At 71.0% G+C, this 19,451-nt stretch carries 14 protein-coding genes and 1 tRNA gene; 3 read left to right on the forward strand and 12 right to left on the reverse strand.

Translation table 11 applies throughout. The features are described from left to right. Positions 1-110: 110 nt before the first annotated feature. The 7 genes from ELQ40_RS11005 to ELQ40_RS11035 form a co-directional block, all read right to left on the reverse strand. The gene (locus tag ELQ40_RS11005) at positions 111-827 is read right to left on the reverse strand and encodes a hypothetical protein (RefSeq protein ID WP_370296355.1); all 717 of its coding nucleotides are present in this window, start codon (positions 825-827) and stop codon (positions 111-113) included. Further along, entirely contained in the window at positions 815-2,464 is a 1,650-nt protein-coding gene (locus ELQ40_RS11010) for a serine/threonine-protein kinase (RefSeq protein ID WP_127793728.1), read from the reverse strand. The genes ELQ40_RS11005 and ELQ40_RS11010 overlap by 13 nt, the downstream gene beginning before the upstream one ends. Further along, on the reverse strand, positions 2,464-3,585 hold the full coding sequence (locus ELQ40_RS11015) for an FHA domain-containing protein (RefSeq protein ID WP_127793729.1): 1,122 nt from the start codon (positions 3,583-3,585) through the stop codon (positions 2,464-2,466). Before ELQ40_RS11015 ends, ELQ40_RS11010 begins: the two co-directional genes overlap by 1 nt. Further along, a complete protein-coding gene (locus ELQ40_RS11020) occupies positions 3,582-4,439 on the reverse strand; it encodes a PP2C family serine/threonine-protein phosphatase (protein ID WP_205649322.1) in 858 nt (285 codons plus the stop codon). Before ELQ40_RS11020 ends, ELQ40_RS11015 begins: the two co-directional genes overlap by 4 nt. An 88-nt stretch (positions 4,440-4,527) precedes the next feature. Then, a complete protein-coding gene (locus tag ELQ40_RS11025; protein ID WP_127793730.1) occupies positions 4,528-5,583 on the reverse strand; it encodes a TerC family protein in 1,056 nt (351 codons plus the stop codon). Between the two features lie 297 nt (positions 5,584-5,880). Further along, positions 5,881-5,953, reverse strand: a tRNA-Glu gene (locus ELQ40_RS11030). 96 nt (positions 5,954-6,049) lie between these two features. Further along, a complete protein-coding gene (locus tag ELQ40_RS11035) occupies positions 6,050-6,952 on the reverse strand; it encodes a diacylglycerol kinase family protein (protein ID WP_127793731.1) in 903 nt (300 codons plus the stop codon). A 125-nt stretch (positions 6,953-7,077) separates the two neighbouring features. Between ELQ40_RS11035 and ELQ40_RS11040 the strand changes: the two genes are divergently transcribed. After that, positions 7,078-7,722 carry an MBL fold metallo-hydrolase gene (locus tag ELQ40_RS11040; RefSeq protein WP_127793732.1) on the forward strand — a complete coding sequence of 215 codons (645 nt, stop codon included), beginning with the start codon at positions 7,078-7,080 and terminating at the stop codon, positions 7,720-7,722. 66 nt (positions 7,723-7,788) lie between these two features. Here ELQ40_RS11040 and ELQ40_RS11045 read toward each other — a convergent pair whose 3' ends face one another. Together ELQ40_RS11045 and ELQ40_RS11050 are read right to left on the reverse strand one after the other, a co-directional pair. Further along, complete coding sequence (locus ELQ40_RS11045) at positions 7,789-10,335, reverse strand: transglycosylase domain-containing protein (RefSeq protein WP_164863546.1); 2,547 nt, start codon at positions 10,333-10,335, stop codon at positions 7,789-7,791. Between the two features lie 131 nt (positions 10,336-10,466). Continuing rightward, positions 10,467-11,450: a cytochrome b/b6 domain-containing protein gene (locus ELQ40_RS11050; RefSeq protein WP_240665748.1), complete on the reverse strand. Its 984-nt coding sequence runs from the start codon at positions 11,448-11,450 to the stop codon at positions 10,467-10,469. Positions 11,451-11,568: 118 nt separating this feature from the next. Here ELQ40_RS11050 and ELQ40_RS11055 point away from each other — a divergent pair, with 118 nt between their 5' ends. Continuing rightward, positions 11,569-12,942: an NAD(P)/FAD-dependent oxidoreductase gene (locus tag ELQ40_RS11055; protein WP_127793735.1), complete on the forward strand. Its 1,374-nt coding sequence runs from the start codon at positions 11,569-11,571 to the stop codon at positions 12,940-12,942. Between the two features lie 22 nt (positions 12,943-12,964). Here ELQ40_RS11055 and ELQ40_RS11060 read toward each other — a convergent pair whose 3' ends face one another. From ELQ40_RS11060 to ELQ40_RS11070, 3 genes are all read right to left on the reverse strand, one after another. Then, positions 12,965-13,261 carry a DUF2277 domain-containing protein gene (locus ELQ40_RS11060; protein ID WP_127793736.1) on the reverse strand — a complete coding sequence of 99 codons (297 nt, stop codon included), beginning with the start codon at positions 13,259-13,261 and terminating at the stop codon, positions 12,965-12,967. A gap of 62 nt (positions 13,262-13,323) precedes the next feature. After that, complete coding sequence (locus tag ELQ40_RS11065) at positions 13,324-16,074, reverse strand: glycoside hydrolase family 3 N-terminal domain-containing protein (RefSeq protein ID WP_127793737.1); 2,751 nt, start codon at positions 16,072-16,074, stop codon at positions 13,324-13,326. 134 nt (positions 16,075-16,208) lie between these two features. Then, complete coding sequence (locus ELQ40_RS11070) at positions 16,209-18,671, reverse strand: glycoside hydrolase family 3 C-terminal domain-containing protein (RefSeq protein ID WP_205649323.1); 2,463 nt, start codon at positions 18,669-18,671, stop codon at positions 16,209-16,211. A 53-nt stretch (positions 18,672-18,724) separates the two neighbouring features. Here ELQ40_RS11070 and ELQ40_RS11075 point away from each other — a divergent pair, with 53 nt between their 5' ends. Then, positions 18,725-19,357, forward strand: a complete 633-nt coding sequence (locus ELQ40_RS11075; protein ID WP_164863548.1) for a TetR/AcrR family transcriptional regulator — start codon at positions 18,725-18,727, stop codon at positions 19,355-19,357. The last annotated feature ends 94 nt before the right edge of the window (positions 19,358-19,451 follow it).

Raw genomic sequence — 19,451 nt, forward strand, 5'->3', positions numbered from 1 at the left:
CCGACCGGCCATCAACCTAACACGCTGGGAAGCCGCCGAGAAACGGGGAGCACTCCCCATGTCGACGCATGGATCCGTCCCCCGTTCGAGGGCCGCACTCCCCGGACCCGTCAGGCCGGGTCGCCCGCCGATTCCGGCGCATCCAGCATCGGCAGGTCGTCCACGCTCACGAGCCGTGTCGCGACCGCGTACTCGACCAGCCGCGCCCGTCGATTGGTCGCGAGCTTGCCCCGGCCGCCACGCAGTCCCTGGACGCCGATGCGGTCGAGCTTCTCGCAGACGTTGTCGAGCTTGCGGTTGAACGTCGTCATGCTCCAGCCGAGCCGGCGTGCCGCGTCCGCCGACGACGGGACGGTGGCGCGACCGGCGGCGTGCTGCAGGAGGATCGGTTCGGCGAGTGCGAGCACGAGCAGCCGCTGACCGGTCGTCAGCGCGACCGGCATGATCGTCGTCCCCGCGTCGGAGGTCGACGAGGTCAGTGAGGTCGCGTAGAAATCGGCCTCGGCATGGATCGTGAAGTCGTAGGTCGTCGAACCGGCGCTGAACATCACGTGCATCTGCTCGAAGACGATCGGCAACCGCGCTCCCGGCGCGAGCCAGGCCTGCACGCCGCCGGTCGCATCCGCGACGGTGGCGGAGAGCAGCTGGCCGACATTGTGCAGCCACCACAACCCGTGCTCGGCGGTCAGCGTGAGGAAGGTGCGGTGCAGGTACGGGTTGTCGTCGATGACGAGGTCGCCCTCGCGGCCGATCCCGAAGGGGCTCGCGGGATCGACGTCGTACCATTCGCCGCAGAACTCGACCCGGAGCGGCTTCACGGCGTGCACCCCCGCTCGGGCTCCGAGGTCTTGCTCCCGCGCTGCACCTGGACGTCGATGCAGATGGTCTGGCCCGGCGCGAGACCCGTCACCACGATCTCCGGGCGATCGGACACCTGCGTGCCGCCGACGCCGTCGGCCCGCACCCAGCGGTAGCGGTCCCCCTCCTCGGCCGGCTCGTGCGCCACCGCGAACGTCGCCGACGAGCCGTCCGCCGAGACCACGCCCGGCGCCACCGTGGGGGCGGGAACCGTCGCGGCGACGACGGCGTCCTCGGACGACACCACCTCGTCGTCGGGATCGGCCTGCGGCGTGTTCATGCCGACGACGACCGCGATCCCCACGACGACCGCGATCACCGCAGCGGCCGCGATCCCGACCACCAACCCGACCTTCGAACGCCGTGCGGGTGCCTGGGGTGCGGCCTGGGTCGGATCCGGCTTCGTCCGGACCACCGTCTCGTCGGTGATGCCGTGATGCTCCGCAACCGCCGTGGGACGCCCGACGCCGACCACCGTCCGCTCGTCCGCGACGGCGGGCCCCGACTGCGCGACGACCTGCTGGGGCGTCCGGTGGCGGGTCGCGTCGGCCGGATCGGGATGCGGAGCGACGCGCGGCGCCTGCGCGGCGACCGACTGCACCGAACGGGCCCGTGTCTCCTGCGCGTCCGACCCGCCGGAAGCGCCCGGCGCATCCCGGTCGTCCGCCGCCGGATGCGTCTCCTCCGCGAGCCGAGGCACCTCGATCGTGGTCGGCGTGTATCCGAGTTCGAGTTCGACGCGCTGGAGCGCCCGGGCGAACTCGACGGCACTCGCGTAGCGGTCGTCCGGCCGCACCGCCATTCCGGCGCGGAGCACCCCGACGAGGCTCGGCGGCAGGTCGGAGCGCGACATCGGCGTGATCGCCCCGCGCTCGATGCGGCCCATCAGGTCGAGCGTGCCGTTGGGCTTACCCGGGATCTCGAACGGCGACCGCCCCGCGAGCAACGTATGCACGGTCGCGGCGAGCGAGTAGACGTCGCTGCGCACGTCGGCGCGGCCCTCGTCGTCGAACAGCTCCGGCGGCGACCACGGGACGCTCATGCCCACCGCGGTCTGCCCGCCGGTCGAGCCCGACCCGCCGCGGGTGAAGGTCATGGTGTGGGCCGGCGTCTCCCCCTCGAGGTTGCTGGAGATGCCGAAGTCGCTGAGCGCGGGCCATCCGTACGCGTTCGTGAGGACGTTGGCCGGCTTGATGTCCCGGTGCAGGATGCCTGCGGCGTGGGCGGTCGCGATCGCCCCGGACAGGCGGATGCCGGTCTTGAGTGCCTGCTCGACGCCGAACGGCGCCTGCTTGAGCTGGGCCGAGAGGCTCGGTCCGGGGCAGTACTCCATGACGAAGTAGGGGCGTCCGTCGGCGGCGACGTCGGCGTGGAAGATCGTGACGATGTACGGGTGCGCCGAGAGCTGCGCCATGAGGTTCGCCTCGGCGACGAACTGCGCTCGCGTGTCCCGCGAGAGGTCGTCGGCGAGCAGCACCTTCACGGCGACCTGGCGTCGCGGCAGGCGCTGTTCGTACAGGAACACGTCGGCGAAGCCGCCGGACCCGAGCATGCCGACGTGTCGGTAGCCGGGCAGCTCGGGCGCCGGTGATGGAGCGCGACGCATCAGTCGCCCTCGACCTTCACGGTCCAGCCGCCGCCGAGGTCGATGAGGGTGCCGACGAGCACGGGCGTGTCCTCCCCGGCGCGCAGCCGAACCGGCGGCCGACCCGGCTGGATGATGACGGTGCCGTTGCGGGAGTCGAGGTCGGTCACCACGATCGTGCCGCCCTGCAGGCCCACCTTCACGTGGCTGCGGGAGATGTCGGGGTCACCGGCTCCGATCGTGACCAGTCGCGGCAACCGACCGCCTGCCGCGCGGTTGACGCCGGGCGACCTCCCGAGCACGATCTCCCCCGTGAGCGGCTCGCGGACGCTGCCGGGCAGCGTCAGGTGCACCCCTGGATCGGATGCCGGAGCCGGGGGCCTCGCCGCCGCCTGCGTCTTGCGCTGCTCACGGAGCCGGAGGATCGCGGGCAGCGCGATCGTGCCGTCCTCCTCGTCGTCGGCGGCGGTCGGAGGACGGCTCGCGGCATCGCGGACCACGACGATCGTGCGGTCCTCGACCTCGTCGTCGGCCTCGGCTACCGGCGATGCGGCATCCGCGGCGGCATCCGCATCGACATCCGCGGCGGCATCCGCGTCGGCGTCGCCATCGGCATCGGCTGCGGGCAGCAGCGTCTGCTCGGGCACGATCGTCGCGGCCGGCGCCTCGGCCTCGGTGCCGGACGGCGCGGCATCCGCCGTCGACCCGATCGCGACGGGGTCGCCCACGCGAACGGTGCCGGCGTGCACGACCGCTTCGACGAGCGGCCATGCCGCTCCCGTCCGTCGAGTGAAGGGGGCCGCGATCTCGAACGCCCCGTCGACCGTGTCGAGCACGTGCTCCGACCACGTCGAGACCCGCGTCCCCGTCACCGGGTCGCCCGCGGCCTGCACCCGGAAACCGCCTCGCACGATCACCTGGATCTCGCCGCCGGACGGGACCACCAGCGCGAACGGCGGGACGTCCTGGATGCCGCCGCGGGTGATCAGGCCGAGGACCGCGGCGAGCGGCTCCGCGGATCCGAGGGCCTCCCAGTAGCCGTCGGCGACATCCGTCGCCGTCGACGTCGCCGTCATCAGCACGCGTCCGCGGCGGACGAGGGCGACCCACTTCGCACTGGGATCTGGAACGTACTCGGTCACCTGGCTCCTCCATCACGGGGCGCCGTCTCCTCCGGCACCCGCTCCTGCCGATCGCGGGTCGCCCCATCGTCGTCGTCGCCCGCGCTCACCTCCGCCTCGACCACCACGACCGTCACGTTGTCCCGCCCCCCGGCCTGCAGCGCCTCCGCCACGAGTTCGTCCGCCCGCCCGCCCGCGGCGAGGATCCGCGCGATCGATTCGTCGTCGACCTCCTTCGAGAGCCCGTCCGAACACACCACGAACGCGTGCCGGGAGGCCGCTGGGAAGATCCAGACGTCCGGTTCGACGAACTCCTCCGCGCCGAGCGCTCGGGTGATCACGTTGCGCTCCGGATGCCGCTCCGCCTCGTCGGGCGCGATGAGCCCCGCGTCGACCAGCTCCTGGACGGCCGAGTGGTCGACGCTCACCTGCTCGAGCCTGCGCCCGTCCCACGCGTAGATGCGCGAGTCGCCGACGTTGAAGGCCATCCACTGGAGCCCGGGGCCAGTGCCGGCGTCGATGAGCGCGACGCCCGACAGGGTCGTGCCGGCGACGGCGACGCCCTCGTCGCCGTCGGTGCTCAGCGCGCGCACCGCCTCGTTCGAGGAGTGGATGGCGTCGAGCACCTGCTCGGGCGTCGGGACCTCGTGCGCGCGCAGGTGCCGCCGGAACGTCTCGACGACGGCGCGGCTCGCGGCATCCCCCCGCGCGTGTCCGCCCATGCCGTCGGCGACGAGGAAGACCGGGGAGTCGGCGAGGTACGAGTCCTCGTTCACCTGCCGGACCCGACCGACGTCGGACGCCGCGCTGTGCACCACGATCACGGTTCCACCGTCATCGGCGAGCCCGAGCGTCTCCCTGCCGTCGTCCGACACGCGTCACCTCGTTGCATCCGTCCTCGGGCCCGTGCCCGGATCCCGTGCCGGGACCGGGTTCCAACGCTAGCAAGACGAGACGGTCGGTTCAGCCCTCGTGCGACGACGACTTCTCGTGCGTCGGGATGTCGGAGGTGAAGTGGGGCACCTCGTCCATGAGCTTGTGCCCGCGCGACTTCGCGTCGGCGCGCGCCTTGATCAGGCTCGCGACCGTCGCGACCACCATCGCCGCGACGATGACGCCCAGCGACATCCAGGTGTTGATCTCGGGAACCCACTCGATGTGCTCGCCCCCGTTGATGAAGGGCAGTTCGTTCTCGTGCATCGCGTGGAAGACGAGCTTCACGCCGATGAACGCCAGGATGAACGCGATGCCGTACTTGAGGTACTCGAGCCGCTCGAGCAGGCCGCCGAGGAGGAAGTAGAGCTGGCGCAGGCCCATCAGTGCGAACACGTTGGCGGTGAACACGATGAACGGACTCTGGGTGATGCCGAAGATCGCGGGAATCGAGTCGAGCGCGAACAGCAGGTCGGTCGTGCCGATCGCAACGAACACGATGAGCATCGGCGTGAAGAACTTCTTGCCGTCGATCACCGTGCGCAGCTTCACCCCGTCGTATTCGTCGGTGAGCCGCACGCGCTTGCGGAGGATCCGGACGATGAAGGTGTCCTTGTCGTCGTCCTCGTGGTCGCCGCGCACCTGCTGGATCGCCGTCCAGACCAGCCACGCGCCGAAGATGTAGAACACCCAGCTGAAGTTCTCGATCAGCGAGGCGCCGAGCAGGATGAAGATGCCGCGCAGCACCAGCGCGATGATGATGCCCACCATCAGCACCTCCTGCTGCAGCTTCCTGGGCACCGCGAACTTCGCCATGATGATGACGAAGACGAAGAGGTTGTCGATCGACAGGCTGTACTCGGTGAGCCAGCCGGCGAGGAACTGCCCGCCGTGCTCGGCGTCGCCGAGCCAGAACATCATCCCCGCGAAGATCAGCGCGAGCGCGACGTAGAACACCACCCACAGCGTCGACTCCCGGAACGACGGCACGTGCGGCCGCTTGATGACCAGGAGCAGGTCGCCGACGAGGATCAGCGTGAGGACGATCAGGGATCCGATTTCGAACCAGGCGGGGAGCTGGAGCACGCGCGGCCTTCCGGGAGGTATGAGAGCACGACAGGACTCGAAAGTCTCTCCCAGTGCACGTGGTGCGGCACTGCCACGCCCGGAGCGTCGACGCTGGCGCTCGTATTGACGATCGTGGCCGGAGCACCTGGCCCCGCGGGATACTCCCCTTCGCTTCGAGGAGTCTACCCGCACCGGAACGTCGGCTGGACGCCCCTGCAGTAGGAGCCGGCGCGCTTCGGATGCACCGACGGCACCGGCTTCCGCGGAAACGACGAACGCCCCTGCATTCGCAGGGGCGTTCGCCTGTTGCCTTCGTGACCCCAGCGGGATTTGAACCCGCGCTACCGCCGTGAGAGGGCGGCGTCCTAGGCCGCTAAACGATGGGGCCTTGTCTTCGGAATCTCGTTCCGTTTTCGGCAACTTGAAGAGTATGACACACGATCCGACGCGTTCCAAATCGGGCGGAACGACCCCGCCGGCACCCTCAGACGTACACCGCGACGGCCCCCGGAACCACCTCGACGTCGACCGGGAGCGGGCCGATCCGCTCCCCGTCGGCGTACGCGACCACGTCGGATGCCTCGACGCCGACGGACCTCGCGCGGACGAACTCGACCGCGGGATGGGAGGTGTGCTCGCCGGCGAAGACCTTCGGGAACACCCGGATGAGCCCCAGGCGGCTCAGCGGATGCACGATGAAGACGTCGAGCGCACCGTCTGCGAGATCGGCGTGCGGGACGATGCGCATCCCACCGCCGATGGACGAGTTGTTCGCCACCGACACGAGCATCGCCCGCTGTTCGCGCCGGACGCCGTCGATCGTCAGCACGTACGCGCGCGGTCGGAACGTCAGCAACTCGCGCACGAGCGCGATCGTGTACCGGCTCGGGCCGCGCGGACGCACCATCCGATTCGCGCGCTCGTTGACGACCGCGTCGAAGCCCGCCGACAGGACGCCGGCGAACCACGTCGTGAGGCCGCCGTGCTGCACCCGGGCCGCGTCGATGCGTCGCGGCTCGCGCCCGAGGGCGGCGACCAGCGCGTCGACGGCGGCGTCCGGGTCGTCGAACGGCAGCCCGAGCCCACGGGCGAGGTCGTTGCCCGTGCCGGTCGCGACGATGCCCAGCGGGACCGGCGTGCCGGCGACGAGGTTGAGCCCCAGCGAGACCATGCCGTCGCCGCCCACGACGATGAGGCCGTCGGCGCCCGCAGCGAGCGCACGCTCGGTCTCGCGGCGGAGCAGTTCGACGTTCGGCTCACGCAGCATCACCACGTCGTGGCCCTCGCGCTGGAGGCGCTCGACGACGGCGTGGCCGACCGATCGGTTCCTGCCGAACGACGCCGCGGGGTTCACGGCGACCAGGAGCCGTTCGGGAGTTCGATGCACCCTGCGATCATCGCAGCACGATCGGATGCCCCGGTGCCGACGAGGCCTCCATGGCGATTCGTGTCGTCCGTCGTCGCGATGCGCGGCGCCTTGCGCCGCCCTCGCCGCTCGTGTTGGCTCGGTCCATGCGACTGACGAAGCTCGAACACGCCACGCTGGTCCTGGAGAAGCCGGGCGGCGCCGTCGTCATCGACCCGGGCAAGTTCACCGGGGAGTTCGATGCCCCCGACGAGCTCGTGGCGATCGTGATCACCCATGAGCACGACGATCACTGGACGCCCGGACACCTCGCCCGGCTCGCCGACGCCGCGCCCGACGCACGCGTCCTCGGGCCCGAGGGCGTGGTGCGGGCAGCGGCGGCGCAGGGCCTCGTCGTCGAGGCCGTCGCTCCCGGCGACGAGATCGACGCAGGCCCGTTCCGGCTCCGGTTCTTCGGGGGCGGGCACGCGGTGATCCATGCGTCGATCCCCGTGATCGACAACCTCGGGGTCGTCGTCGACGAGACGTTCGTCTATGCCGGCGATTCGTTCAGCGTCCCCGACGTCGAGGACGTGGCCGTGCTCGCCGTTCCCGCCAACGCACCGTGGATGAAGATCGCGGAGTCGATCGACTTCGTGCTCGAGGTGTCGCCGCGCCGGGCGTTCGGCACGCACGACGCGCTGCTGTCGCAGCCGGGCAAGGACCTCGCCCACTCCCGTCTCGGCTGGGCGACCGAGCAGGGCGGCGGAACCTACCTGCCGCTCGCCGCAGGCGACTCCATCGAGCTCTGACCGCCCGCGCACCGGGATCCGCCGCTATGTGAAAGCGGCTCGCCGGGCGCACCGGTCCGACGGCGATCAGCCTCCGCGGCCGCCGCCACCGCCGTTCCCGTCGCCGCCGCGACCGCCGTTCCCGTCACCGCCGCCGTTGCCACCACCGCCGCCCCAGCCGGAGTCGCCGTCGCCACCGTCACCCCAGCCGGAGTCGCCACCGTCGCCCCAACCGGAGTCGCCACCGTCGCCCCAACCGGAGTCGCCGCCGCCCCAGCCGGAGTCGTCATCGCCGCCGCCGACCTCCGCCGGCTGCGGATCGGCGGTCTCGGTGTCGACGGGTGGCGCGCTCGGAGCTCCCTGCCTCGGAGCGACAGGGCCCGGGCCGAGCTCCCGGATCGGATCGCCGCCGTACTTCGCCGAGGCGGCCGACATGACGATCGGCCACATCCGGTGCCGGGCGGTCGCCGCCGAACCGCTGTCGAACGAGATGGCCCGTTGGTTCGCGTCGCCGGTGACGCTCACGACTCCGGCCGCGGTGGCGACCTTGCTGCTCGCGCCGACCATCCAGGTATCCTTCGCCCCGTCGGTCGTTCCGGTCTTCCCGATCAGCGGAACCGACGGCTCGGTGTTCCCGTTCGACACCGATCCCGTGCCTCCCGTCATCACCCGCCGCATGCCGTACGCCATGCCGGCGGCGACATCGGGCGAGACCGCCTGCGTGCAGGTGGACTTGGGGACCTCGATCTCCTGGCCGTCGCCGCCGACGATCCGGTCGATCGCGACCGGGGAGCACGACAGACCGCCGTTCGCGATGCCGGCGAATGCGACCGCGAGGCTCAGCGGCGCGACCTCGTTGATGCCGAGGACCGCCGAGGGGAACTGCACGAGCGGATTCCCGTCGGCGCGGTGCACCCCGAACGCCTGGGCCTTGTTCGCGATGCCGCACTGGTCGAGCAGCTTGGCCATGCCGAGGAAGCCGGTGTTGATCGACCCGACCGTCGACTCCAGCGCGCTGTAGTTGGCACCCGCCTCGTTGGCGTCGTTCCTCGGGTTCCACCCCGGGTCGGCGTACTGCGTGCCGAGGCAGCTGTCGCGGAACGCCCCCCAGTTCGCCTTGCGCCGCGAATCGACGCGTTCGCTCATGGAGTGCCCTTCCGCGAGCCACTCGGCGAGCGTGAAGACCTTGTAGGACGATCCCGGCTGGAACCCGCTCGATCCGCCGTAGTCGTAGTCGGTGTTGTAGTTGATCCCCGTGAAGTCCGGACGACCGGCGACGACCGCAGGGTCCTGGCTGTAGTTCTTGTTCTGGGCCATCGCCAGCACCCGGCCGGTGCCGACCTGCACACTGGAGATCACCGCGCCGACATCCCAGCCGGGGTAGGTCTGCGGGACGTTCTCGGCGATCGCCCGCTCGGCGGCCGCCTGCAGGTCCAGGTCGAGCGTCGTGTAGATCTGGTATCCGCCCCGGCGGAAGTTGAGCATGCGCTCTTCGGCGTCCTCGCCGAAGAGCGGGTCGTTCTGCAGGATGTGGATGACGTAGTCGCAGAAGTAGGCCGAACCGCCGGCCGTCTGGCATCCGGTGCTCGGTTCGGTGATGGCGGGTTGCACCGGCGTCGCGACGGCCTCGTCGTACTGGACCTGGGTGATCTTCTTGAAGTTCAGCATCCGGTCGAGGATGTAGTCGCGACGCGCGTGGTTCGCGGCGTACCCGTTCGCCGCACCGTTCGTCTCGCTCTCGGGCTTGTCCAGCTGGAACTTGACGGGGTTGTTGACGATGGCGATCAACGACGCGGCCTGCGCGAGCGTGAGGTTCGCCGCCGTCGTCGAGTAGTAGTAGTTCGCGGCGGCCTCGATGCCGTACACCGTTCCGCCGAACCCGGCGATGTTCAGGTATCCGAGCAGGATGTCGTCCTTCGCGTACCGCTTGTCCACGCCGATCGCGAGTCGCATCTCCTTGAGCTTGCGGTCGATCGTGGTCTCGGTCGCCGTGTCGTAGCATCCCAGCCGCTCGTCCTCGATGAGGGCGAACCGCTCGTCGGGCGTGAGGGCCGTCTGCTCGTCGACGGTCAGGCGGCCGAGCGCGACGTCGGCAGCCTCGCGCTCGCACTCCTGCACGCGGACGTTCTTGACGTACTGCTGCGCGATCGAGGATCCGCCCTGCGTCTCACCGCCGGCCGCGGTGGTGAGCGCCGCGCGGATGGTGCCCTGGAGGTCGATGCCGCCGTGGTCGTAGTAGCGCGGGTCCTCCCCCGCGACGGCCGCGTCCTTGACGTACTGGCTGACCTGGTCCCAGCCGACGGTGATCCGGTTCTGGTCGTAGAACGAGGCGAGGTGCTGCACCGAGCCGTCGCTGCGGGTGGCGTAGATGTCGCTCTTCTCGCTGAGGTCGCCGATCTCGAGGTACCCGGGGAGGTTCTCGAACAGGCCGATCGTGTTGGACGCGGTGACGCCGACGAGCGAGAGCGCCGGCGTGGCCGCGGTGACGACGAGCGCGCCGGCGGCGACGCTCGCCACGACGAGCCCGACGAGACCGCCCAGCACGCCGCCGATGGTCCGCGTCTCCTGGAAGTCGCGTGCCCGCTTGTGCCGGTACGGGCGTGCGTCCACCGCTCCGTCGCGTCCGTCGTCCATCCCCGCAACCCCCGTTTCGAGTCGACTTCCATCGAACCTCAGGGTGCTCGGGAAGTCCAGCATGCGAGGCCCCGGCGCGCCCTGAGCACGATTCAGTTTCGTGCGCCCTCGGTCGTGCGAGGTGCGCTCGCTCAGCGGCGCGCCGCCGGTTGGGGGGCGGGCGCGGGCTGCGGCATCCGTCGCACCTGGCCGAATCGTTCCGCGAGCGGCGCCAGCAGCAGCGGCCGCGCGACGACCCACGCGCCGACCAGCGCGACGAGGGAGCCCGCGAACACCGCGAAGCCGATCCAGTCGTCGGAGTCACGCGAGGCGTACAGGTGGTTGAGGTTCCGCAGCGCTCCGGTCGTGAGCACGAGCACGACGTGCACGAACGTGAACAGCAGGAAGAAGAGCATGGTCGGGAAGTGCAGCGCCCGGGCGACGCGCTCGCTGGGCAGCTTCGCGAGGCGACCCTGCATCGGCCAGGCCGGCGACATCCGAAGTCCGGTGATGATCGCGATCGGCGACGCGATGAACACGACCGCGAAGTACGACAGCACCTGCGCGTCGTTGTACGAGACCCACGAATTCTCGACCGGCCACTCGAGCGAGAGGTACTGGAGCACGACCGAGAGCGAGTTGGGCACGACCGACCAGTCGGTGGGCACGATGCGCACCCACTGCCCGGTCGCGAAGAGCAGCACGACGTAGACGACGCCGTTGAGCACCCAGAACGCGTCGACGACCAGGTGCAGCCAGACCGAGATGCCGAGCCGGCGCGGCGTGCCCTTGGTGCGCGGGAACCTCGAGTTGTCGCGGGTCCAGAACGCGGGCGGGCGCTGCTTCGACCGGATGATCAGGCCGGTGCGGACGATCATCACCAAGAAGAACACGTTGAAGAAGTGCTGCCAGCCCAGCCACGCGGGGATGCCGACCGGCGCCCCGTCGGGCAGGCCGCTGTGACCGGGGTACTGCTCGATGAACGCCTGGACGGCGGGCAGCGAGCGCAGCCCGCGCGCGGCGAGCACCGCGACGGCGAGCAGCACGAGAGCACCGACGAGGTACCAGGCGAGCCGCTTCCACGAGATCTGCTTCCACGAGATCCTGGAGCGCAGCGAGGGCGAGGACGACGGCACGTCCCTCAGCGTGACAAACGGCGACATCGGATGCAACTTCCCGGATGCCTCGAAGACGCGAGGTTACCGGCGTAGGGTCGGGAACGCGGATGCCCGGTCCGCGCGCGAGGGGGCGGCGATGGACGACGAAGGTACGACGACCGGCGACCCCGCGCGGTTCGACACCGTCGTGGTCGGCGCCGGAGTCTCCGGCCTCACCGCGGCACGACTGCTCGCCGACGCCGGCCACCGGGTCGTCGTGCTCGAAGCCCGGGATCGCGTCGGAGGGCGGGTGTGGACGGACCGCACCGGCGGGGAGGCGACCGATCTCGGGGCGTCCTGGATCCACGGGGTGACCGACAGCCCCGTCGCGGCCGCGGCCGCGGCGTTCGGCATGCGCACCGTCGAGTTCACGGTCGGCGGCTACCAGCCCGACAGCAGGCCCATCGCGTACTACGGACCCGACGGCGTGCGACTGCCGGATGCCGACGCGGCGCGGTTCGCCGCCGACATCCACGCGGTGGACGCGGCGCTCGCCACCGTCGTCGCGCGATCCGCGCCGGATGCCTCCTACCGCGACGTCACCGAGGAGGCGCTGGCCGTGCAGGGCTGGGACGACGAGCGGACGCTGCGGGTGCGCGAGTACCTCGAGCACCGCTCCGAGGAGCAGTACGGCGCGTGGATCGAGGACCTGGCCGCGCACGGCCTCGACGACGACTCGATCGACGGCGACGAGGTGGTCTTCCCGGACGGATACGACCGGCTGGCCGAACGACTGGCCGAGGGGCTCGAGGTCCGGCTGGGTCGGGTGGTGCGCCTGGTGCGGTGGTCGGCGGAGGGCGTGACGGTCACGTTCGACGGCGCCGGGGTCGGCACTGAACGGGTCATCGCGGATCACGCCGTGGTGACCGTGCCGGTCGGCGTGCTGCAGTCCGACGCGTTCGCCATCGAGCCCGAACTGCCCGAGCCCGTCGCCGGCGCGCTGTCGCGGCTGCGGATGAACGCGTTCGAGAAGGTGTTCCTGCGCTTCGAGGACCGGTTCTGGGACGACGGCGTCTACGCGATCCGCCAGCAGGGGCCCGAGGGCCGGTGGTGGCATTCCTGGTACGACCTGACCGGGCTGCACGGCACGCCGACCCTGCTGACGTTCGCCGCCGGCCCGGCTGCGATCGAGACGCGCGACTGGGAGGAGCCGCGGCTGGTCGAGTCGATCCTGACGCAGCTCCGGCGGCTCTACGGCGACGTCGTCGCGGAGCCCGTCGGCGTGCACCGCACCCGGTGGCAGGACGACCCGTTCTCGCACGGGTCGTACGCGTACATGACGGTCGGGTCGACGACCGACGACCACGACCTCCTCGCGACGCCCGTGGGTGGGGTGCTCCACCTCGCCGGCGAGGCGACGTGGACCGACGACCCCGCGACCGTGCCGGCGGCGATGCTGTCGGGGCATCGTGCGGCGACGAACGTGCTCGGCCGGGACATCCCGATCGATCACCTCTGGGCCGGCGCGTGATCCGTCGCGTCGGTCGGCGGGCTCAGACCGCCGCGGTGCGGATGCGGACCTCGCGCTCCATGCGCTTCTCGTGACGCTGACGGCCCTTGACCGCCTCGAGCTCGCGGTTCTTCGGCGGCGCGTTGGTCACGAGCCCGTCGAGCAGACGCCTCGTCGCGATCGCGATCTCATCGATCGCGCGATCGAAGGCCTCGGTGTTCGCCCGTGACGGATGCGTCGAACCGCTGACCTTGCGGACGAACTGGAGGGCGGCCTCGCGCACCTCGTCGTCGGTCGTCGGCGGCTCGAAGTTGTGGAGGACGCGGATGTTCCGGCACATGCGAGCGAGGATACCCGCGGTCGTCGTGGGCGGCCACAGCGGCGGCCGCCCACGACGACGGGTCACTCGAACAGGTCGGTCTGCAGCACGGCGTAGAGGGTCGCGTGCACGCGGTCGCGCAGGCCCTCGCCCACGCCGACCGGGTCGGCCGCGAGCGCGTCCTTCGTCGCGGATGCCGCGGAGCTCGGCAGCATCGCGAGCATCAGGTCGTTGCCGTACCGCACCGCGAGCGCCGGATCCATGAACCCGCCGAGCACGGCATCGGTCGACACCACGCCCTCGAAGCCCCACTCGCCGCGGAGCACCTCCTGGAGCAGCTGCTCGTTGCCGCCGGCCCAGCGGCCGCCGATGTTGATGAACGAGCTCATCGCACCCGACGCGTCGCCCTCCTTGACCGTGATCTCGAACGGTCGCAGGTACAGCTCGCGCAGCGCCTGCTCGTCGACGAACACGTTCACGCCCGGTGCCCGCGCGTTGATCTCCTGCTCGTTGAGCGCGAAGTGCTTCATGAACGTGAGCACGCCACGGCTCTGGGCTCCCTGGACCATCGCCGCGCTCAGCTTGCCCGAGAGCAGCGGGTCCTCCGAGAGGTACTCGAAGTTGCGGCCGCCCATCGGGGTGCGGTCGAGGTTCATGCCCGGGGCGTACCAGCCCTGCACGCCGAATGCGTTCGCCTCGGCGCCGACCGCCTCGCCGAGCGCGGAGGCGAGCTCGGGGTTCCAGGTCGCCCCGACGACGGCCTCCGCGGCGAACGACGAGGCATCCAGTTCGCCGAAGAGGAAGTTCAGGCCCGCCGGTCCGTCGAGCAGGACCGCAGACGGGATGCCCAGCCGCTCGACGCCGTCGGTCTGGTAGGCGCCCTTCGCGAACAGGTCCACCTGCTCGTCCACCGTGAGCTGGTCGAGGAACTCCTCCCACTTCGGGTCGTCGTAGTCCAGGCCCTTCAGGTCCTCGAGCATCAGGCCGTTGTCGGCGCCGTAGGCCGGCGCGTCCCCAGCGGCAGGCGGGATCTCGGGGTCCATCCGATCGAGCAGCTCGTCGGACGCGGTGAGGTCCATGTCGGCGCTGTCGGGCCAGGTGCCCTCCCAATCGTTCCGCGACAGGGAGGTGAGGTCGCCGGAGGCGTAGCCGAACCGGTTCTCGAGCGTCTCGCCGGTCACCTCGTCGGTGTCGTAGACGACGGTCTCGGCGATGTCGATCGGGAAGTTCGCGACGGGGGTGTGCACGTCCGTGCCGACGGAGACGAAGTAGGTGCCGGCCTCGAGCACGTACGCCTGGCGGTCTCCCTGGTCCCAGGAGGCCAGGTCGCGCACGGCGAACGACACGCTCACGGTCTCGCTCGCACCGGGCTGGAGCAGCGACGTCTTCGAGAAGCCGGCGAGTTCGATCGCCGACTTCTCGATGCCGCCGGGGGTGTACGGCGCGGCGGAGTAGACCTCGACGACGTCCTTGCCGGCGACGTCGCCCGTGTTCGTCACGGTCACGTCGATCGACACCGTGTCGTCGTCGACGACGGGCTGCGACGCCTGGCGGTCGAAGGTCGTGTAGCTCAGGCCGTAGCCGAACGGGTACTGCACGGCCCCGGCGTAGGCCGCCTCGTCGTCGGCGTACCGGGTCTCGTAGTACCGGTATCCGACGTAGATGCCCTCCTCGTACTCGAGCACGCCGCGGTTGACGTTCTCGTAGCGGAAGTCGCCGAGGTTCTCGGTCGACGGCGCGCTCGTCACGTCGTAGGCGTACGTGTCCGTCAGGCGGCCCGAGGGGTTGACCTCTCCCGCGAGCACCTTCGCGAGCGACACGGCGCCGCGCGGTCCGGGGTTGCCGATCCAGACGGCGCCCGTGATCTGCGGGTACTCCTCGAGGAACCCGAGCTCCATCTGGTTGCCGGAGTTGACGACGACGATCACGTCGTCGAAGTTCGCCGTGACGACGTCGAGCAGTTCGCGCTGCTCGTCGGTGAGGCGCAGGCTCTCGACCGATAGGTCGGCGGCTTCCGAAGCTCCCGAGCCGATCACGAGCATCGCCGTGTCGGAGAAGTCGCGGGCCTGCGCCAGGACCTCTTCGGTGAGGTAGTCGGGCGCGGGTTCGCCGGCGTCATCGCCGCCGAGCAGCATCGACGCGATGCCCACCAGCCCGTTCTGCGAGCCCGACTCGGTCTTGGCGCCCGCCTCCTGCATCGCGGCACGGAGCTCGGGGTTGACCGAGATGCCCTGCTGCTCCAGTGCGTCGTAGAGGCCGACCGCGCTGCCCTGGTTCGCACCGCCCGAACCCGCGCCGCCGAAACGGAGGTTGAACGATGCGAAGCTGAACACGTTGACCGTGTCGTCGGCGAGCGGCAGCACGCCGCCCTCGTTCTCGAGCAGGACGATGCCCTCGTCGGAGATCGCCTCGGTGACCTCGGCGCTGTGCGCCCGCGCCTGGTCGACGGCCGCGGTCCCGCCGCCGAGCGGGATCGAGACGAGGCGGCTGATGTCGCGCACGATCGGTGCGAGCAGCACCGCGACGACCGCGACGATCGCGACGACCACGCCCCAGGTGATGAGGCGGCGCGGACGGTGCTTCAGGCGTCGGTAGGCGCGCTCGCGACGCTTCGCCTCGCGGCGCTCGGCTCGCGTCATCGAGGCGCGCGCAGCCTTGCGCTCCTGCTTCGCGACGCGCTTCGCCGCACGCGCCGCTGCGCGGTCGGCGGCCTTCGCCTGCCTGCGGGCCTCGGGCGACATCGCCTTCAGCTCGGCGCGGCGGGCGCGCTTCGCGGCCCGCTCCTCCGCGAGCCTCGTGCGGGCCTCGTCTCGGAGTTCTCTGCGTGTAGACATGGTGCTCTCAGTTCGGGTTTCGGATCGGATCGGGGGTGGTCTGAGGTGCGGCGGGGCGCATGCCGCTGCAGGCGCCGTGCGCCCGGTCGAGCCGGGGTCGTCGGTCGCGCCGGGCGCCGGTCGCGCCGAGCGCCTCAGTCGTGCCGGGCGCTCGCTGCCCGTCGGGCCCTGCGGTGCGCGCGCCAGGCCGTCGCCGCGCGGCGGACGCCGTGCCAGAACCGGCCGTTCACCATCAGGAGCAGGCCGTCGAGCATCGCGCCGTCGACCGCGCCGTTCGACATCCGCGCGACGGAGCGGAACGGCATGTCGAGCACGAACCGCACGTTGTTCGCCGCGTGCGGGCGTCCGAGCAACATCAGCGTGCGGCTCACCGTGACGATGAGCGCGTGCAGCGCGCTCGCGAAGCCGCCGCGGCCCTTCGCCTGGGCGATGATGTCGTCGCGGGTGAGCGGCCTGCCGGTCGGCCAGGTCGAGCCGGGCAGCGGGCGCCCGAGCAGGGCCTCGAACTCGGCCGCGCCGACGCGGTCGACCGTGCCGTCGAGGTAGTGCGACAGGTCGGCGCGACCGAGGTCGAGCGGGTCGCCGTCGATCGCGTCGCCGTCGATCGCGACCTCGACCCGCGCGCGGATGTCGCGCGACGACGCCGCGGCCAGCACCGAGTACGTTCCGGGCACGGTCCGCCACTCGCCGCGGTCGGGGTCGAACACCTGGAAGGCGTGCTCGCGCAGGGCGACCTCGACGGTCGCGGACTCCCCCGGCTCGAGGGCGACCTTGGCGAAGCCGCCGAGCTCGCGGACCGCGCGGAACTGCCCGGCCGCGGCATCCGGTGCCTCGACGTAGACCTGCACGACCTCCTCGCCGGCGCGGTCGCCCGTGTTGGTCACGGTCACGGTCGCCGCCCGCGCGTCGGCGCGCAGCGCCGAGTAGGCGAAGGTCGTGTAGCTCAGGCCGTGGCCGAAGGGGTAGCGGACGGGCGCGTCGACCTTGTCGTAGTAGCGGTATCCGAGGTAGATGCTGTCGCGGTGCTCGCTCGTCGCCTCGGTGCGGCCGAAGGTCGAGGCGCTCGGGACATCCGAGTACCGGATCGGGTACGTCTCGGCGAGCTTGCCGCTCGGGTTGACGCGGCCGGTGACGACGTCCGCGATCGCCGGGCCGACGCCCTGGCCGCCGAGGTATCCGAGCACGATCGCGTCGACCTCGTCGGCGAACGGCAGTTCGACCGGGGCGCCGCCGGCGAGGACGACGACGATCGGCACGCCGAGGTCGATGAGCTCGCGCGTCAGGTCGAGCTGGTTCTGCGCCAGCCGCAGGTGGGTGCGGTCGACGGCCTCGGCCTCGGCCGACTCGTCGAGCCCCAGGTGCAGCAGCACCACGTCGGCTCGGCGCGCCAGTCGGAGCGCGCGCCGTCGCAGGCCGACGGACGGGATGTCGCGGCGGTGGAAGCCGCGCTCGTGGCCGACGATGTCGAGCCCGGAGGCGCGGAGCGCCTCGAGCGGATCGTCGAGGCGGGTCGGGTTGACGAGCGAGCTGCCGGCCCCCTGGTAGCGCGGGACGTCGGCGAATGCGCCGATGACGGCGACGCGACCGGACTCGGGGCCGAGCGGGAGGAGTCCGGCCTCGTTCGCGGCGAGCACGATCGAACGGCTCGCGGCCTCGATGGCGAGGTCGTGGTGGAGGTCGTGATCGACCTCGGACGTGCCGGCCGGGCGGCGCGCACCCGGGCGCGTCCGAGCGATGAGCGTGAGCACCTCGTCGACCCGCGCGTCGAGCACGGCCTCATCGAGCGAGCCGTTCTCCACGGCACGCACGATCTCGAGGTCGGTCACGCCGTCGGTCGAGGGCATCTCGAGCGCGCTGCCGGCTTCGATGGCGGCGACTCGGTCGTTGTTGCCGCCCCAGTCGGAGACGACGAGTCCGTCGAAGCCCCAGCGCTCCCGGAGGATGTCATGGAGCAGCTCGCGGTGCTCGTTCGCGTAGGTGCCGTTGACCTTGTTGTACGAGCTCATCACGGTCCACGCGTCGCCCTGGGTGATCGCGATGCGGAAGCCCTCGAGGTAGAGCTCGTGCAGGGCGCGCTCGTCGACGATCTCGTCGATCGACATGCGGTGCGTCTCCTGGCTGTTGACCGCGAAGTGCTTCGCGCTGGCGGCCACGCCGCGTGACTGGATGCCGCGGATGAGGGCCGCGGCCATCAGGCCCGACAGCAGCGGGTCTTCGGAGAAGTACTCGAAGTTGCGGCCCGCAAGCGGGTTCCGCTTGATGTTCAGTCCGGGGCCGAGGAGCACGCTGACCTGCTCGGCCGCGGCTTCGGCGCCGAGCAGTTCGCCGACGCGGCCGAGGAGGTCGACGTCCCAGCTGTTCGCCAGCGTCGCGGCCGTCGGGAACCCGGTGGCCGGGATGCTCGCATTGAGCCCCAGGTGGTCGGCGGCGCCGCCCTGCTTGCGGAGTCCGTGCGGTCCGTCGGTGAGCATGATCGAGGGGACGCCGAGCCGTTCGACCGGCTTCGTGTTCCAGAAATTCGCGCCCGACATGAGTGACGCCTTCTCTGCGAGCGTCATCGCATGCCGGGTCCGCTTGACATCATCGAGTGAACCCACGTCGTACACTGTAAACGAACTTCCACCACTTGGTGGACATACGAGGAGCATCCGTGCCGCAGCGCAGCACCGCATCATCCCGATCCGACGGATACGCCACCGGCCGCGCCACCAAGAAGGCGATCGTCGCCAGCGCCGCCGAGGCCTTCGCGCAGAAGGGCTTCTACGGCGCCTCGCTGCGGAGCATCGCCGTCGGGGCCGGGGTCGACCACTCGACCCTGCTCCACCACTTCGGCAACAAGACGGCGCTGCTGCTCGCCGTCATTGACTGGCACGACCAGCAGCAACTGCGCGCCGAACTGCCCACGAGCCTCAGCGCCGAGGCGCTCGTCGACGGGTTCGTGCGCACCGCCCGGAGCAACCGCGACTCCCCCGGTCTCGTGCAGTTGCTCTCGATGATGACCGCGGAGGCCGGCGCCGAGGACCACCCCGCCCGCCCCGCGCTGCAACGCCGGCACCAGCGTCTCATCAAGATCTTCACCTGGGTGATCAAGCGCCAGCGCGCCCGCCTCGACCTCCCGGACGACGGACTCACGCCGGCCCAGCGCGCGGCCCTCATCATCGCGACGTGGGACGGCCTGCAGGTGTTCGACGCCCTGAACCCGGGTGTGCTCGACATCCCGGCCCTGCTCGAACGCGACCTCCGCGACGCCTTCGGCCTCGACGCGGCCGAAAGCGCTCGCTGAGGTGACGGAGAACTCCCGGTACGCCGCCGCTCGACCGGGAAGATCCCATCACCTCGGCTGATTGCCGCGGCCGGGGTGGACGGGGTCTGGCGCC

The sequence above is a fragment of the Agromyces sp. LHK192 genome, from assembly GCF_004006235.1.
Taxonomy (GTDB): Bacteria; Actinomycetota; Actinomycetes; order Actinomycetales; family Microbacteriaceae; genus Agromyces.